18 protein-coding genes are annotated in these 15844 nt (G+C 71.3%); 10 read left to right on the top strand and 8 right to left on the bottom strand.

From position 1 onward, the window contains the following. Nucleotides 1–29 precede the first annotated feature (29 nt). Nucleotides 30–923: an EamA family transporter gene (locus IE207_RS07605; protein ID WP_190183243.1), complete on the top strand. Its 894-nt coding sequence runs from the start codon at nucleotides 30–32 to the stop codon at nucleotides 921–923. Between the two features lie 45 nt (nucleotides 924–968). Here the strand turns inward: IE207_RS07605 and IE207_RS07600 are convergent, their stop codons facing one another. The 4 genes from IE207_RS07600 to IE207_RS07585 form a co-directional block, all read right to left on the bottom strand. Continuing rightward, nucleotides 969–1757, bottom strand: coding sequence for a trypsin-like serine peptidase (locus tag IE207_RS07600; RefSeq protein ID WP_229873446.1), 789 nt, complete (start codon nucleotides 1755–1757; stop codon nucleotides 969–971). A gap of 5 nt (nucleotides 1758–1762) precedes the next feature. Beyond that, on the bottom strand, nucleotides 1763–2983 hold the full coding sequence (locus IE207_RS07595) for an alpha/beta hydrolase (RefSeq protein WP_373304677.1): 1221 nt from the start codon (nucleotides 2981–2983) through the stop codon (nucleotides 1763–1765). 255 nt (nucleotides 2984–3238) lie between these two features. Beyond that, nucleotides 3239–4381: an alpha/beta hydrolase gene (locus IE207_RS07590; RefSeq protein ID WP_190183241.1), complete on the bottom strand. Its 1143-nt coding sequence runs from the start codon at nucleotides 4379–4381 to the stop codon at nucleotides 3239–3241. A 113-nt stretch (nucleotides 4382–4494) separates the two neighbouring features. Further along, on the bottom strand, nucleotides 4495–4932 hold the full coding sequence (locus IE207_RS07585) for a MarR family winged helix-turn-helix transcriptional regulator (RefSeq protein WP_190183240.1): 438 nt from the start codon (nucleotides 4930–4932) through the stop codon (nucleotides 4495–4497). A gap of 91 nt (nucleotides 4933–5023) precedes the next feature. Between IE207_RS07585 and IE207_RS07580 the strand changes: the two genes are divergently transcribed. The 4 genes from IE207_RS07580 to IE207_RS07565 all read left to right on the top strand — a co-directional run bounded on the left by IE207_RS07580 (nucleotide 5024) and on the right by IE207_RS07565 (nucleotide 7617). Next, nucleotides 5024–6013 (top strand): SMP-30/gluconolactonase/LRE family protein, encoded by a 990-nt coding sequence (locus tag IE207_RS07580; RefSeq protein WP_190183239.1) that lies wholly within the window; start codon nucleotides 5024–5026, stop codon nucleotides 6011–6013. Nucleotides 6014–6211: 198 nt separating this feature from the next. Beyond that, nucleotides 6212–6838, top strand: a complete 627-nt coding sequence (locus IE207_RS07575; RefSeq protein ID WP_190183238.1) for a hypothetical protein — start codon at nucleotides 6212–6214, stop codon at nucleotides 6836–6838. Nucleotides 6839–7091: 253 nt separating this feature from the next. Beyond that, nucleotides 7092–7361 (top strand): type II toxin-antitoxin system Phd/YefM family antitoxin, encoded by a 270-nt coding sequence (locus tag IE207_RS07570; RefSeq protein ID WP_190183237.1) that lies wholly within the window; start codon nucleotides 7092–7094, stop codon nucleotides 7359–7361. Next, nucleotides 7354–7617: a type II toxin-antitoxin system RelE family toxin gene (locus tag IE207_RS07565; RefSeq protein ID WP_190183236.1), complete on the top strand. Its 264-nt coding sequence runs from the start codon at nucleotides 7354–7356 to the stop codon at nucleotides 7615–7617. Before IE207_RS07570 ends, IE207_RS07565 begins: the two co-directional genes overlap by 8 nt. A gap of 135 nt (nucleotides 7618–7752) precedes the next feature. On the opposite strand, the gene ychF is transcribed toward IE207_RS07565, so the two are convergent. Then, on the bottom strand, nucleotides 7753–8841 hold the full coding sequence (ychF, locus tag IE207_RS07560; protein ID WP_190183235.1) for a redox-regulated ATPase YchF: 1089 nt from the start codon (nucleotides 8839–8841) through the stop codon (nucleotides 7753–7755). A 135-nt stretch (nucleotides 8842–8976) separates the two neighbouring features. Here ychF and IE207_RS07555 point away from each other — a divergent pair, with 135 nt between their 5' ends. Then, nucleotides 8977–9477 carry a DUF6542 domain-containing protein gene (locus tag IE207_RS07555; RefSeq protein ID WP_373304676.1) on the top strand — a complete coding sequence of 167 codons (501 nt, stop codon included), beginning with the start codon at nucleotides 8977–8979 and terminating at the stop codon, nucleotides 9475–9477. A 20-nt stretch (nucleotides 9478–9497) separates the two neighbouring features. Here IE207_RS07555 and ppgK read toward each other — a convergent pair whose 3' ends face one another. After that, the gene (ppgK, locus tag IE207_RS07550; protein ID WP_190183234.1) at nucleotides 9498–10241 is read right to left on the bottom strand and encodes a polyphosphate--glucose phosphotransferase; all 744 of its coding nucleotides are present in this window, start codon (nucleotides 10239–10241) and stop codon (nucleotides 9498–9500) included. A gap of 33 nt (nucleotides 10242–10274) precedes the next feature. Beyond that, nucleotides 10275–11315, bottom strand: a complete 1041-nt coding sequence (locus tag IE207_RS07545) for a 4-hydroxy-3-methylbut-2-enyl diphosphate reductase (protein ID WP_190183233.1) — start codon at nucleotides 11313–11315, stop codon at nucleotides 10275–10277. An 86-nt stretch (nucleotides 11316–11401) separates the two neighbouring features. Between IE207_RS07545 and IE207_RS07540 the strand changes: the two genes are divergently transcribed. The 4 genes from IE207_RS07540 (at nucleotide 11402) to IE207_RS07525 (ending at nucleotide 15123) form a co-directional block, all read left to right on the top strand. Continuing rightward, nucleotides 11402–12796: an APC family permease gene (locus tag IE207_RS07540; RefSeq protein WP_190183232.1), complete on the top strand. Its 1395-nt coding sequence runs from the start codon at nucleotides 11402–11404 to the stop codon at nucleotides 12794–12796. A gap of 9 nt (nucleotides 12797–12805) precedes the next feature. Further along, nucleotides 12806–14053 carry an exodeoxyribonuclease VII large subunit gene (xseA, locus tag IE207_RS07535; protein WP_190183231.1) on the top strand — a complete coding sequence of 416 codons (1248 nt, stop codon included), beginning with the start codon at nucleotides 12806–12808 and terminating at the stop codon, nucleotides 14051–14053. An 80-nt stretch (nucleotides 14054–14133) separates the two neighbouring features. Further along, nucleotides 14134–14373 carry an exodeoxyribonuclease VII small subunit gene (locus IE207_RS07530; RefSeq protein ID WP_190183230.1) on the top strand — a complete coding sequence of 80 codons (240 nt, stop codon included), beginning with the start codon at nucleotides 14134–14136 and terminating at the stop codon, nucleotides 14371–14373. Nucleotides 14374–14532: 159 nt separating this feature from the next. Then, nucleotides 14533–15123, top strand: coding sequence for a malonic semialdehyde reductase (locus IE207_RS07525; RefSeq protein ID WP_190183229.1), 591 nt, complete (start codon nucleotides 14533–14535; stop codon nucleotides 15121–15123). A 131-nt stretch (nucleotides 15124–15254) separates the two neighbouring features. Here IE207_RS07525 and IE207_RS07520 read toward each other — a convergent pair whose 3' ends face one another. Continuing rightward, nucleotides 15255–15773: a DUF4245 domain-containing protein gene (locus IE207_RS07520; protein WP_229873534.1), complete on the bottom strand. Its 519-nt coding sequence runs from the start codon at nucleotides 15771–15773 to the stop codon at nucleotides 15255–15257. Nucleotides 15774–15844 lie beyond the last annotated feature (71 nt).

The raw sequence follows: 15844 nt of genomic DNA, 5'->3' as shown, positions 1-15844 counted from the left end.
GCCGCCCCGTGCCCCCGTAGGCTCCGGTCGTGCGCACATCGAAAGTCTCCGGCTCCGTCTGGTTCGCCCTCACCCTGGTGTACGTCCTGTGGGGCTCGACCTACCTCGCCATCCGCATCGTCGTGCAGACGATGCCGCCGTTCCTCTCGGCCGGGGCCCGGTTCATCACGGCCGGGCTCCTGCTCGCCGGTGTCGTCGCCTGGCGCTTCGGCCCGTCCGCGCTTCGCGTCACCCGCGCGCAGCTCGGCTCGGCGGTGCTCGTGGGCCTGCTGCTGATCCTCGGCGGCAACGGCCTGGTGGTGCTCGGCGAGACCGCGGTCCCCTCCGGCCTCGCCGCCCTGCTGATCGCCGCCGTGCCGGTGTGGCTCGTGGTGCTGCGGGCGGCCACCGGGGACCGTCCGCCGGCCCGTACCGTCGCCGGGGTGCTGCTGGGGCTGGCCGGTCTGGCGGTGCTGACCAGCCCGGCGTTCGGTGGCGACGTACGTCTGTGGGGGGTGCTGCTGGTGCTGACCGCCTCGGTGCTGTGGGCGCTCGGCTCGTTCGCGTCCTCGAAGCTGCCGCTGCCCGCCAATCCCTTCGCGGGCAGCGTGTACCAGATGCTCGCGGGCGGGATCGGCGGCATCCTCACCGGCCTCGCCCGGGGCGAGCAGCAGGCCTTGCGCCCGTCGGACTTCTCGACCGCCTCCTGGCTGGCGCTCGGCTACCTCGTGGTCTTCGGTTCGCTCGTCGCCTTCACCTCGTACGTGTGGCTGCTGAGCTCGGCGCCGCTGTCGCTGGTGGCGACGTACGCCTACGTCAATCCGGTGGTCGCCGTCGCGCTGGGTTCGCTGATCCTGGACGAGCCGCTGACCTGGCCGATCGTGACCGGCGGGGCGATCGTGGTGGCGGGAGTGGGCCTGATCGTGAGCACCGAGCGCGGCTGAGCGGCTCGTGAGCACTGAGCGCGGCTGAGCGGCTGGGGCGGCGGCTCAGCCGCGCGCTGCCTGGTCGTACAGGGCCTTCGCCCGTTCGTCGTACAGCGCGGCCGTGGAGTCCACGTCCGTGTCGCCGCCGCTGAGCACCCCGATCAGCCGGCCCGGCCGGCCGGGGCCGCCCCGGTCGGCGATCCAGGGGCTGCCGCTGGTGCCCGTCCAGAAGCCCGAGCAGCTGATGTACAGCATGGCGGGGTCGTCCTCGTCGTGGCGGGTCTGCGTCGTGCAGGAGACCGGCTTGTTCTGCGGGTTGCGGTCGGGCTCCGGGTAGCCGACGACGGTGACCTCCCGCTCGTACCCGGAGGTCCAGTCGGGTTTCGGCGCCTCGTCGCGGCCGACCCGGTCCTGCACGCTGCGGCCGTCCCCGTCGGGTTCGACGGTGAGGAAGGCGAAGTCGGCGGTCTCGTCGCCCCACTTCGTCCAACGGTCGTCGACGTGGATGGAGCGCACCTTCCACAGCCCCAAGGGCCGGGTGCCCGAGCCCTCGCCGGAGAAGGCGGGCGCGAAGGCGAGCTCACCGATGGCGAGGCCGTCGTGCGCTGCGTCGCCCGGCTGTCCGTCCTCGCCGGCGGGGGCCACGCAGTGCGCGGCGGTGGCGACGACGTTGCCCTTGGGGCTGTCCACGACGCTGGCCGTGCACCAGTGCTCCCCGTTGGCCATCAGGACCCCGACCGTGGGGAAGGGGTGCACCGCCCGGTCCCCCGTCGCCTCGACGAACGCGACGCCGAACACCGCCGCGATCCCGGCGGCGGCCAGCGCGCCGATGACGGCGCGTCCCTTCACCACCGGGCTCACGGCACGTCGGGGTCGGGGGTCGGCGCAAGCATCACCTTGCTGATCCACTCCAAGGAGCCCTCCCGCATTCCGCGCACGTACGACTTGCCATTGTGCTCGCCATCCTGGATCACCTGGAGACGGGTGTGCACGGGACCCTTGCCGTACTGCCGCATGAACTTCTCGGCGAGGTCGCGGCCGCTCTCCTTGGTGCCGATCTGGAAGTTGACGTAGACGTCCGGGCCGCCGGCCTCGATCAGCTCTTCGGCGAGCTTCTCGGGGTTGTTCTCGTCCATGGCCTGCCGGTTCCCCTTCCACAGCGGGGAGTCGGGGACGATGTCCACGCCGCTCGCGATGACGGCTTTGAAGCGGTCGGGGTACTTGAGGACGTGCTTGAAGGCGCCGAAGCCGCCCGAGGAGGAGCCCATGAAGGCCCACCCGTCGCGGGAGGTGAAGGTGCGGAAATTGGCCCTGGTGAAGTCCGGGACGTCATCGGCCATCCAGGTGCCCATCTTGGGCTGGCCGGGGATGTCGGAGCCGTCGTAGTGGTGCTTGGTGTCGGCGTTGATCACCGGCATGACCAGGATGAACGGCAGGCTGGTACCGGCCTTCGCCCCGTCGGCCACGGCCTGCTGGAGGCCGAGGCCGGGGCCGGTGCCCCAGTAGTTGGTGGGGTAGCCGCGGCCGCCGGGCAGTGAGATCAGGACCGGGAAGGCGCTCTTGGCGTACCTCGGCTCGTCGTACTCCTTCGGCACCCACACCCACACGTCGCCGGTGAAGCCGGACTTCGCCCCGGTCAGGGTGGTCTTGGCGATCTGGGTGCCGTCGGGCAGCCGGGCGGCGCGGACGAACGCGGCCTTCGGGCCGGTGGGCATGCGGACCCCGTTGGGCATGTCCACGGCGGCCGCGGCGGTCTCCTGGGTCTTGCCGAAGGCGACCGGTTCGCCGACGCCCGAGAAGAAGCCGGTCTTGTACGCCGCCACGCCGCCCCCGGCGACGAGGGCGAGGGCGAGGCCGCCGCCGAGGAGAACGAGGCGACGCCGGCCGGTGGTCCTGGCGGGTGACCCGGTGGTCGTGGCGGGCTCCGCGTTGGTCGTGCCGCGCGCCCCGGTGGTCGTGGCGGATGCCCCGGTGGTCGTGGCGGATGCCCCGGTGGTCGTGGCGGATGCCCCGCTGGTCGTGGTCGTCGCCGTACCGGTGGCCGTCGGACCGCCGTCGCCTTGCTGGTCTTGCTGCACGGATTTTTCCCGTTCCTTCTCCGGCGCTCGTCGCGAGCGCGGGTCGGACCGATAGGTCCCCCTCACACCCCTGACAGAGGTGTGAACGACGCTATGGGTTGCCTGGGACGGGTGCGACGTGGTGAGAGCCACGCGAGGGACGGACCCCCCGGCGCGGACCGGGGTGCCCGCGCTGTCCACGGCCGCCGCTCCGAGAACCGGGACAGCGGCCGTTTGCGCAGGTCGCGGCGGTGGTGCGGTCAGCAGGCCCGCTCGTCAGCCGGCCGCCGGGACGGGCCCCTTCAACACCTTGCTGATCCACTCCAGGGAGCTTTCCTTCATCCCCCGGACGTAATGCCAGCCGTTGTGTTCGCCGTTCTGGATGTCATGGATGGTCGTCTTGACCGGGCCCGTACCGAACTCGCGCTGGAACCGCAGCATCCGGTCCTTGCCGGTCTCCTTCGTGCCGACCTGGAAGTTGATGTAGACGTCCGGACCCTTGCCGTCGATCAGTTTCCTGGCGAGCTTCTCCGGGTTGTTCTCGTCCATCTCCGTCTGGTGGCCCTTCCAGAGCGGGGAGTCGGGAACTATCTCCCCGCCGCTGGCGATCACGGCCTTGAACCGGTCCGGGTGCTGGAGGACCTGCTTCATGCCGACGAAGCCTCCCGAGGAGGAGCCCATGAAGGCCCAGCCGTCGCGGGACTTGTACGTACGGAAGTTGGCGCGGGTGAAGTCCGGTACGTCCTCGGCGAGCCAGGTGCCCATCTTGGGCTGGCCGGGGATGTCCGAGCCGTCGTAGTAGTACTTGTTGTCCGGGTTGAGCACCGGCATGATCAGGATGAACGGCAGGCTGGTACCGGCCGCCACTCCCTCCTCGACGGCCTTTTGCAGGCCGAGGCTGCGGTCGGACCAGTAATTGGCCGGGAAGCCGTTGCCGCCGGGCAGCGAGATCAGGACCGGGAAGGCGCTCTTGGCGTACTTCGGGTCGCTGTACTCCTTCGGCGTCCAGACCCAGACGTCGCCCTCGAACCCGGACTTGGCGCCCGTGAGGCGCGTCTTGGCGATGACCGTCCCGTCGTCCAGCTTGGCGGTCTGCTTGAACTCGGCCCGGGGGCCGGTCTCCATGAGGACGTCCGGGTCGCCGGTGGGCACCGCCGGGGCCGACGGGGCCTGCGGCTGCGGGCTCCGCGGCGCCTTGCCGTCGCCGTGCGCGGCGGGCGGGGCGGTCTTGCCGAAGGAGACGGCCCGGCCGTTGCCGGAGAACCACTCGAACTTCCAGGCGACGAAGCCGCCGCCCCCGACGACCAGCGCGACCGCGAGGCCGGCGCTGATCCATACCGCGCGACGGGACCGCCCCGGCGCGGGGCCGTCGGCGGCCGGGGTGTCCTGGGACCGCGGGCTCTGTGGGTACTGGGGCACGGTCTTCGCTCCGAACGCTGAACGGGGTGGGGCTTCCCTAGTGCTGATGTACGAATCCTGCCGGGAGTTCCCGACCCGGCCAAAAGCCGGGGAAACCTCACCCGCCGACCGCCTCACTTCAAGGCGTCGAGGACCTGCGCGCACCGCCCCAGCAGCTCGATGAGCCGCTCCCGCTCCTCACCGCTGAACTCGGCCGCCAACGCCCGCTCCACCCGCACCGCACCGGCGTCCGCCAGCTCCATCACGGCCCGGCCCTGCTCGGTGAGCCGGGTCTCCAGCACGTTGCCGTGCCACTCGTGCGGCGTCCGCTCGATGAGCCCGCGCTCCTGGAGGTTCTTCAGCACGGTGTTCATCGTCGGCGGCGTCACCCCGCACAGGCGCGAGAGCGCGGCGGCGGAGATGCCCGGCTTCTCGGCGAGCCAGAGCAGGGCGGCGTACTGGGGAACCGTTACTGCGGCCGGCTTGCACGCCGCGTTCTTCGCCGCGAGGAGCGCCTGCTCGGCGCGCTTGATGTGCGAGCCGATGCGCTCCTGAGCGGGCAGGGAAGTCATCCCCACATCCTAGGCCCCTTGCACTCATTAGAACTCTAACTTAGATTCGTGCGCACATCATCGATCGACCTCACACGAAGGACTTCCCCAGATGCGCTTCTCCGCGCGGTTCACCGCCAAGGCCGTACCCCTCGCCGCCGCCGTCGCCACGGTCCTGACGCTGGGCGCGGCCCCGGCCGACGCGTCCACCGCCGCCCGGCTCTCCACCGCGTTCGTCCTCCCCGGCGCCAAGGTCTACCCCGAGGGCATAACCTCCGACCCCCGAACCGGCACGGTCTACGTCGGCTCGTACGCGGACGGCACCGTCTACCGCGCCCGCCCCGGCCAGGGCACGGCCGAGGTCTTCCTCCCCGCCGGGGCCGACGGCCGCCACACCGCGAACGGCCTGTCGGCCGACGCCCACGGCCGGCTGTGGGTCACCGACTCCACCAAGGGCGTCGCGGTGTACGACACCCGCACCGGGACCCGCTTGGCCCACTTCGACACCCCGGGCGGCGCCCCGTCCTTCGTCAACGACCTGGCGCTGACCCCGGACGGCACCGCCTACCTCACCGACAGCCTCCGCGCGGCGGTCTACCGCGTCACCCCGGCGCAGCTGGCCGCCGGCTCCGGCCCGCTGGAGGTGGCGTACGACCTGAGCGGCCGGGTGACGCCGTCGCCGGCGGGCAGCGTCTCGCTGAACGGCATCGTCGCCGACCCGGCGGGCCGCTTCCTGCTGACCGTCGACATGACCGCGGGCGACCTCCACCGCATCGACCTGCGCACGGGCGCCCTGTCCCGCGTCACCCTCCGCGGCGGCGACCTCAAGCACGGGGACGGCCTCCAGCTCTCCCCAGGCGGCGTCCTGCGCGTGGCCCACAACACCACCAACACGCTGACCCGCTGGCAGCTCACCCCGGACGGCACCGCCGCCCGCCTCACCCGCACCCTGACGGACCAGGCCCTCCAGATCCCCACCACCCTCACCCACACCCCGGGCCGCACCCTGGTGGTCCGCTCCCAATTCGACAAGGACGGCCCCATGACCCCCTCCACCGGCACCCCCACCACCTTCACGGTGGCCTCCGTCCAGGGCCTCTGACCACCGAAGCACCCGCCTCCACCGACCGGGAGCCGGCCCCTTGGAGATCGACGGTTCGGTCGCGCCCCTGCGCCGCGCCCACCGCGCCTGCCTGCAACGTCAGGCGGACCGGACCGAGCCGGACGGCATCCGCTGGGCGGCCTTCCGCCCGAGGTGCGGGCCGAGGTGGATGTCAGTGACGGCTGCTTCCATGGCGTCATGAGCACTGTGCACGAGGTTGCCGCCCGCCTGCCCGAACCGGCCCAACTCCGCGCCCACCTGCGCGCACTGGCCTTCTTGGACAGCGCGATCGGCGACGATCCGCGTTTCTGCCAGTACACCTTTGACGCCGCCTGGGGCCCCGGCACGGAGGCGGCACAGATGGAGAACGGCTCGGGGGACGACTTCTCCGTCCTCTTCACCCCGGCGGGCATGCTCATACGCGGCTTCGACCACGAATCGGCGATGAGTCCGTACGGGACGGACGACGAGCAGGTCTGGCCCGGTGTCATCGACGAAGTACCCACGGCGCTGCGCCCGCTCCTGGACGACCCCGCCTTCCATGACGAGGGCATCGACGTCCATCGAGTCACCGCATGCCTGTGGTGGGAAACCGGCGACACCGGCTGGCGCACCGGCTCGACCATCACCTTCCCCGCCGACAGCGAGGACCCGGACGGCTCCGGCTTCCTCTTCCACCTCCTCACCGACCGCTCCGCCGAGACCGTCCAGGCCCACTTCGAGGACTACTACGAGCGCCCCGTCCCCCTCGCCACCATCCGCCGGGCCCTCGCCGGCCACCCCGAGGCGCGGCCTGTATCCCTCCTCAGGTCAAACCGGAAGTGAAACCACAGCCGTAGCCACCGCCGACTCAGCCCACCAGCCGTTCAAGAACACCCCTGCGCCGCGCCACATATTGGCGGAGGGCACCGGCCGTGTGTCGACAAACGCGTCAGGGATGGCGCCGGCGTCAACCCAGCGGACCTGGAAGTACTTGCGGGGCTCGCGGTTCTCCGGAACATCCAGTACGCGCGTCCGCGGCGAGGGCAGGCCGCCCGCGACATTGTGTACACATGGGACACTCGGTACGCTTGAGCGCATGACGCAGCCACTACCCGTAGAGTCCATTCGCGACGTGCGAGCACACCTGGCGGAGGTCGTGGAGCGTGCAGACCGCGACGATGTGCCCACGGTGATCACGCGCCGAGGCAAGGAAGTCGCGGCCGTCGTCTCCATCGAGGTGCTGCGCAAGTACCAGGAGTGGGAAGAGCGCGAGATCAATCGGATCATCGACGAGCGCATGACCAACCCAGCACCCGGCATCCCGATCGAGGACATCATGAGGGAGACGCTGGCGCGCGGTGAGTGAGTACCGAACCGTCTTCCGCCCCGAGGCGCAGGCCGAGCTTCGGAAGATCCCCCGCGACATGGCGCTGCGCATCCTGGCCAAGCTGACCGAGCTGGAGACCGACCCTCTCGGCTTCAGCACCACCGCACTCGTGTCACAGCCGGAACGACGCCGTCTCCGCGTTGGCGACTACCGCGTCGTCTACACGATCGACAACGGCGAGCTGGTGATCTGGGTCGTCCACGTGGGACACCGGTCCACCGTCTACGGGACCTGATTACCCGCTGACTCCACGTCAGAATGGCCAGCACCCATCCAGCACGGTGACGACGAAGGGGTCGGACTCGGCGGAGTCCGCCCCCTTCTGGCCTGCACGTTTCGAGTCAGAAACTAACGTGCAGTATGCACACCACTACACGTTGAAGCGGAACTCCACCACGTCGCCGTCCTGCATGACGTAGTCCTTGCCCTCCATGCGGGCCTTGCCCTTGGCGCGGGCTTCGGTGACCGAGCCGCATTCGACCAGGTCGGCGAAGGAGATGACCTCCGCCTTGATGAAGCCGCGCTGGAAGTCGGTGTGGATGACGCCGGCCGCCTCCGGGGCGGTGGCGCCCTTCTTGATGGTCCAGGCGCGGGTTTCCTTCGGGCCGGCCGTCAGGTAGGTCTGGAGGCCCAGGGTGTCGAAGCCGACGCGGCCGAGGGTGGCGAGGCCGGGCTCCTGCTGGCCGACCGACTGGAGGAGCTCCAGGGCTTCGTCCTCGTCCAGCTCCGAGAGGTCCTGCTCCAGCTTGGCGTTCAGGAAGATCGCCTCGGCCGGGGCGACCAGTGCGCTCTGCTCCGCCTTGAAGGCGTCGTCCGTCAGCTCGTCCTCGTCGACGTTGAAGACGTACAGGAACGGCTTCGTGGTCAGCAGGTGCAGCTCGTGGAGGAGATCGCCCTTCTCCGTGCCCTTGGTGATGCCCTTCGAGAAGAGCGTGTCGCCGGCTTCCAGGATCTTCTGCGCCTCGGTGACCGCGGCCAGGACGGCGACCTTCTCCTTCTGGAGGCGGGACTCCTTCGTCAGGCGCGGCACCGCCTTCTCGATCGACTGGAGGTCGGCGAGGATCAGCTCGGTGTTGATCGTCTCGATGTCGTCCTTGGGCGAGACCTTGCCGTCGACGTGGACGACGTTCTCGTCCTTGAAGGCGCGGATGACCTGGCAGATCGCGTCCGACTCGCGGATGTTCGCGAGGAACTTGTTGCCGAGCCCCTCGCCCTCCGACGCGCCGCGCACGATGCCCGCGATGTCGACGAAGTCGACCGTCGCCGGCAGGACCTTCTGCGAGCCGAAGATGCCGGCGAGGACGGCCAGACGCTGGTCCGGGACACCGACGACGCCGACGTTCGGCTCGATGGTGGCGAACGGGTAGTTGGCCGCCAGCACGTCGTTCTTGGTCAGGGCGTTGAACAGGGTCGACTTGCCGACATTCGGCAGGCCGACGATTCCGATCGTGAGCGACACGTTGGCGACTTCCCGTAGCTGGAGGGGGCGGCGGCCCGGGCATGGGCCACCTGACAGTTTACTTTCCGCTGAGCGGCGCTCGATGTACGCGTGTCCAGGCGGCGCCGGAGGGCCCGTCCCGCCTAGTTTGGTGCCGTGGAGCCATACAGGGTGGAGCAGTACAGCAGCGGCGAGCGGTACGGGACGAAGCGCCCCGCGCGCCGGCCCCGGACGTCCCGGCCGCCGCGGCCGGCACCCGTACGGCGGCTGCCGCGGCCCCGGCTGACCGGGCTCGGCGGGGGGCTGTTCGCGTGCGCCGCGATGGTGCTGGTCGGCGGGATCGACTGGCTGCTGTTCGGCTCCTCGCTGTTCGCGTACGGGCTGCTCTTCCTGCCCGTCGCCGCCGCCACCGCGCTCTGGGTGCGCCCGGCGGACCTGATCACCGCGCCGGTCTCCGTGCCGATCGCCTTCGCCGTCGGCGTCTGGCCCGTCTCGGGGGGCTCGGGCGGCTTCGGCGGGGAGCTGATGGGCATCGTGTCGGCCCTGTCCCTGCACGCCGGGTGGCTGTACGCGGGCACGGTGATCGCCGCGCTGATCGCGCTGGTGCGCAAGGCCGTGCTGATCGGGAAGCGGAGGCTGCCCAGGCGCGTGGCCTAGGCACCCCCCGCACGACCGGCCTACGCCGCCGGGCGCGCCGCCATCGCCGCACCGACGATGCCCGCGTTGTTCTGCAGCTGCGCCGGGACGATCTCCGCCCGGATGCCCTCGATCAGCGGGAGGAACTTCTCGGGCTTGCGGCTGACACCGCCGCCGATGATGAACAGCTGCGGGGAGAACAGCATCTCCACGTGCGCCAGGTACTTCTGTACGCGCCGTGCCCAGCGCTCCCACGTCATGTCCGCGTCCTCCTTGGCCTTCACCGAGGCCCGCTTCTCCGCGTCGTGGCCGTGCAGCTCCAGGTGCCCCAGCTCGGTGTTCGCGACCAGCCGGCCGTCCGTGAAGAGGGCGCTGCCGATGCCCGTGCCCAGCGTCAGCAGGATGACGGTGCCGTCACGGCCGCGGCCGGCGCCGTACGTCATCTCCGCGACCCCGGCCGCGTCCGCGTCGTTCAGCACCGTGACCGGGCGCCCACCCAGCCGGCTCGTGAGCAGGCCCGCCGTGTCCATGCCCACCCAGGCGGGGTCCATGTTGGCCGCGGTGCGCGTGACGCCGTCCGTGACGACGCCGGGAAAGGTGACGCCGACCGGGCCGTCCCACTCGAAGTGGCGGACGACCTCGACCACGACGTCGGCCACCCCCTCGGGAGTGGCCGGGTGCGGTGTCGGAAGTTTGAGTCGTTCGTGCACCGGCTCGCCGCGGTCCAGGTCCACGGGAGCGCCCTTGATGCCGGTTCCGCCGATGTCCACGCCGAAGATCTCCATGCGACCACCGTAGAGAACGGCGCGGCCCGTGGCCTACTCGTCGGCGGTGTTCGTGTCCTCCGCGGCCCCGCCGCGGCCGGCGATCAGCTCGGCCGCCTCGGCGCGCAGGTCACGGCGCAGCTCCTTCGGCAGCGAGAAGACGATCGACTCCTCGGCCGTCTTGACGATCTCCACGTCCCCGTAGCCACGCTGCGCCAGCCACTCCAGCACCTCCTCGACCAGCACCTCCGGCACCGAGGCGCCCGAGGTCAGACCGACCGTGGTGACGCCCTCCAGCCAGGCCTCGTCGATCTCGCTCGCGAAGTCCACCAGGTACGCGGCGCCCGCGCCCGCGTCCAGGGCGACCTCGACCAGGCGGATGGAGTTAGAGGAGTTCTTGGAGCCGACGACGATGACCAGGTCGGAGTCGGCGCCCATCTGCTTGACGGCGGCCTGCCGGTTGGAGGTGGCGTAGCAGATGTCGTCGCTCGGCGGCGAGACGAGCAGCGGGAACTTGGTCTTGAGCGCGTCGACCGTCTCCATCGTCTCGTCCACGGAGAGGGTGGTCTGCGACAGCCAGACGACCTTCGACTCGTCCCGGACGGTCACCTTCTCCACGTCGTGCGGGCCGTCCACGATCGTGATGTGGTCGGGGGCCTCGCCAGAGGTGCCGATGACCTCCTCGTGGCCCTCGTGGCCGATGAGGAGGATGTCGAAGTCCTCGTTCGCGTAGCGGATGGCTTCCTTGTGCACCTTGGTGACCAGCGGGCAGGTCGCGTCGATCGTCGCGAGCTTGCCGCGCGCCGCCTCCTCGTGGACCACCGGGGCCACCCCGTGCGCGGAGAACATGACGATGGAGCCCTCGGGGACCTCCTCCGTCCGCTCGACGAAGATGGCGCCCTTCTTCTCCAGCGTCTGCACCACGTACTTGTTGTGCACGATCTCGTGGCGTACGTAGACCGGCGCGCCGTACTGCTCGAGGGCTTTCTCAACGGCGATCACGGCTCGGTCGACACCCGCGCAGTAGCCGCGCGGGGCGGCGAGCAGGACGCGGCGGGAAGCGGGAGCAGGGGCGGGAGCAGTCATGTGCTCCATCGTACGGGGGTCTCCGGCAGGCCGGTCGTCGCCCGTTCGGCACAGACTGGGTCGCACGTACGTGCCGACTACCCCCCGGAGGAACGATGGCGTCCGCGACGGACACCCCCACGGCGCCCACCGCCCTGCGGCGGACCCTCGGCTTCCGGGACCTGGTCGTCTACGGGCTGCTCTTCATCGCCCCGATGGCACCGGTCGGGGTCTTCGGGACGCTCGACGCCAAGTCGCACGGTGCGGTCGCCCTGGTCTACGTCGCCGCGACCGTCGCGATGGCCTTCACCGCCTCCTCCTACGCCCAGATGGTGCGGGTGGACCCGCGGGCGGGGTCGGTGTTCACGTACGCCCGCCGGGGGCTGGGTGAGGGGCCGGGGCTGATCGCGGGGTGGATGGCGATGCTGGACTACCTGCTGATCCCGGCCGTCGCCTACCTCTTCTCCGGCATCGCGATGAACGCCCTGGTCCCGGAGGTGTCCCGGTGGGTGTGGACGGCGCTGGCCGTGGTGGTGACCACCTTGCTGAACCTGTGGGGCGTACGGGCGGCCGCGCGCGTCGGCTTCGCCGTGCTGGCGATGGAGATCCTGGTGCTGCTGGTGTTCGTGGTCGCGGCGGTCACCGTGCTGGCCGAGGGCGGCGCGCGACGCGGCTGGCTGTCCCCGCTGACCGGCGACGGCTCGCTGGGCTTCTCGGTGGCCGCGGTGCTCGGCGCCGTGTCGGTGGCGGTCCTGTCGTACCTGGGCTTCGACGCCATCGCGTCCTTCGCGGAGGAGGTGACCGGGGGCTCGGAGCGGGTCGCGCGGGCGGTGCTGTTCTGCCTGGCGCTGGTCGGGGTGCTGTTCGTCGCGCAGAGCTACCTGGCGGCGCTGCTGATGCCGGTGTCCTCGGCGGAGCTGGCGGCCGACCCGTCGTCGCAAGGGGCGGCCTTCTACACCGCGGTGCAGTCGGCGGCCGGGACCTGGCTGCACGACCTGGTCGCGGCGAGCAAGGCGATCGGGGCGGCCTTCGCGGCGCTGGCGGGGCAGGCTGCGGCGGGCCGGCTGGTGTTCGCGATGGCCCGGGAGCGGCGGCTGCCGCGGGTGCTGGCGGGGACCTCCGGCGGGACGCCCCGGCCGGCCCTGCTGGTGGCGGCGACGGTGACGCTGGTCGCGGCGGTGTGGGCGGCCCGGCGCGACGACGGCCTCGACCACCTGGTGTCGGTGGTGGACATCGGGGCGCTGGTGGCGTTCACGCTGCTGCACGCCTCGGTGGTGGGGTGGTTCGTCGTACGGCGCGGGAGCGGGGCACCGAACTGGTGGCTGCACCTGGTCGTCCCGGTGCTGGGGGCCGCGGTGACCGTCGCGGTGATCGTCGAGGCGGCCTGGACGGCGCAGGTCGTGGGGGCGGTGTGGCTGGTGGTGGGGCTGGGGGTGCTGGTGGCGCAGCGGGGCCGACGTGAGCCGGATCGGGGGACCGGGCCCCGCACCGGTGTCGGTCCGGGCGGATAGCCTGCCTGCATGGGTCTGAATACGTCGGCCGAGGCGCCGCTGCCGGTCGGTCAGGTGTCCCGGCTCATCGGGGGCTGGATCGACCGGCTCGGACAGGTGTGGGTGGAGGGCCAGATCACGCAGCTGTCCCGGCGGCCGGGGGCGGGGGTGGTCTTCCTGACGCTCCGCGACCCGTCGCACGACATCTCGCTCAGCGTCACCTGCTTCCGGCAGGTCTACGACGATGTCGCGGACGCCGTTTCGGAGGGCGCGCGCGTCGTCGTACGGGCCAAGCCGGAGTGGTACGCGCCGCGCGGGCAGCTGTCGCTGCGGGCCACGGAGATTCGGCCGGTCGGCATCGGTGAGCTGCTGGCGCGCCTGGAGAAGCTCAAGCGCTCGCTGGCCTCGGAGGGCCTGTTCGCGCTGGACCGCAAGCGCCCGCTGCCTTTCCTGCCGCAGCTGATCGGGCTGGTGGTGGGGCGGGCGTCGGCGGCCGAACGGGACGTGCTGGAGAACGCGCGGCGCCGGTGGCCGGCGGTCCGCTTCGAGGTGCGCAACGTCGCCGTGCAGGGGGTGAACGCGGTGCCCCAGGTGATCCAGGCGGTCAAGGAACTCGACGCCCTGGACGAGGTCGACGTGATCATCGTGGCGCGCGGCGGCGGGAGCGTGGAGGACCTGCTGCCGTTCTCCGACGAGGAGGTCGTGCGCGCGGTCGCGGCCGCCCGTACCCCCGTCGTCTCGGCGATCGGGCACGAGCCGGACTCCCCCCTGCTCGACCTGGTCGCGGACCTGCGGGCCTCCACGCCCACGGACGCGGCGAAGAAGGTGGTCCCGGACGTCGGCGAGGAACTGGAGCGGGTGCGCCAGCTCCAGGGCCGGGGCCTGCGCGCGCTGCGGGGGCTGCTCGACCGGGAGGAGCGCGGGCTCACCCATGCGCTGGGCCGGCCGGTGTTCGTGCACCCGCAGCGGATGGTGGAGACGCGGGAGGCGGAGGTGGAGGCGCTGCTGGCGCGCAGCCGGCGGACGCTGGGGCACCTGCTGGACCGGGCGGACTCGGAGCTGACGCACACCCGGGCCCGGGTCGTGGCGCTGTCCCCGGCGGCCACCTTGGAGCGCGGGTACGCGGTGCTCCAGCGGGCCGACGGGCACGTGGTGCGCTCGCCGCAGGAGGTCGGGGCGGGGGACGTCCTGCGCGCGAGGGTGGCGGCCGGGGAGTTCTCCGTACGCGTGGAAGGTGATGCGGACGCGGACCGAGGGGCCCCGGTGGACGCCGATTGACGGGGCGCCGGCTCAGCGCACGGTCCGCTGTACCGGAAATCAAGCAGGAACCGAGTCGAGGCACAGAAGGTGGGACGGGAATGGCTGAGGCCGATACGGCGCTGGGTTACGAGCAGGCCCGGGACGAGCTCATCGAGGTCGTCCGCAAGCTGGAGGCCGGCGGGACCTCGCTGGAGGACTCGCTCGCGCTCTGGGAGCGGGGCGAGGAGCTGGCGAAGGTGTGCCGGCACTGGCTGGAAGGCGCACGGGCACGGCTCGATTCGGCGCTTGCCGAGCGGGACCGGGGCGACGAGGGCGCCGAGGGCGGCCGGGGGGAGTGACCCCCGCGGCGGCCTCGCGGCCCGCGCCCGGGCCGGGCGCCGGGGGCGGCAGCGCCGAGTGATCCCGGTCACCCCGAGCAGATTTAGTTGAAAATTCATCTATTTTTGCGTAGGGTCGGAGACATCGCGCTTCACCTCCGCATAGAAGAAGGCTTTCCGATGTCTCTCGTTCTCGATGCCGCCGCTCAGGACCTGCTGTTCCGCGAGGCCCGCACCGCCAACACCTTCTCCGACGAGCCGGTGACCGACGAGCAGGTCCAGGCGATCTACGACCTGGTGAAGTACGGTCCCACCGCCTTCAACCAGACGCCGCTGCGCATCACCCTGGTCCGCTCCCCCGAGGCCCGCGAGCGCCTCGTGAAGCACATGGCCGAGGGCAACCAGGCCAAGACCGCGTCCGCCCCGCTGGTCGCGATCCTCTCCGCCGACAACGAGTTCCACGAGGAGCTGCCGCAGCTCCTGCCGCACTTCCCGCAGGCCAAGGACGCCTTCTTCTCCGAGCGCCCGGTCCGCGAGCAGGCCGCCCTGCTGAACGCCGCGCTGCAGGCCGGCTACTTCATCATCGGCGTCCGCGCCGCCGGTCTGGCCGCCGGCCCGATGACCGGCCTGGACTTCGCCGGTGTCCAGAAGGAGTTCCTGGACGCCGACCACACCCCGCTGATGGTCGTCAACATCGGCAAGCCGGGCGAGGACGCCTGGTTCCCGCGCTCCCCGCGCCTGGAGTTCGACCAGGTCATCACGACCGTCTGAGCCCGCCCGCAGCAACGCCAGAGGCCGCCCACCCCGGATGACGGGACGGGCGGCCTCTCGCATGTCCGCCGGGGCGGCTACCGGCTCCGGCTGAACCACCGGGCCACCGCCCCCGGGCCACCGGCCCCGGGCTACTGCCCCTGCTTGTACTCCAGCGCCGCCGCCATCGCGCCGAGCTGCTCGAAGGAGACCGTCCCCGTCACCACCGTGACGTGGCCCTGCTCCTGGCGCACCAGCGCGTCGTACTTGTCGCCGTCCCAGCGCTCCCAGCTCTGGCCGCCGACCTGCTGCGACTGCCCGGTGGGCTTGGCCTGCTGCGTCACCTTGGCGACGTTCTTGGCGGAGGCGTCGCTGGACTGCTCCACCGCCACGTACTGCTTGTCCGGGTCGAGGAAGCCCAGGTGCCAGGCATTGGCGTTCTTGCGCTCGAAGGACACGGAGGTCGCCCGCCACTCGGCCGGCAGCCCCACGGGCGCCGCGACCGGATACGGAGCCGCGCGCCGGGCCGTCGCCGTCTCCACCCGGTAGTCGACCACGTGCGTCGGATCGGCGTTCTCGTCATGCGGGACGAACATGTAGACCCCCGCCACGACGACACCGATCACCGCCAGCGACCGGACCATGTCCAAGACCGTCTGCTTGCCCTTCATACCTGCCACGGCTCCATAGTCCCGCATGGGCGGGAGCGATCACCGCCGGGGTAGGGCGCGGCGACGGGCGA

Source organism: Streptomyces cirratus (assembly GCF_014650775.1).
Classification (GTDB): Bacteria; Actinomycetota; Actinomycetes; order Streptomycetales; family Streptomycetaceae; genus Streptomyces; species Streptomyces cirratus.
The sequence above is the reverse complement of the archived record's forward strand: the minus strand, read 5'-3'. Positions and strand labels throughout refer to the sequence as shown.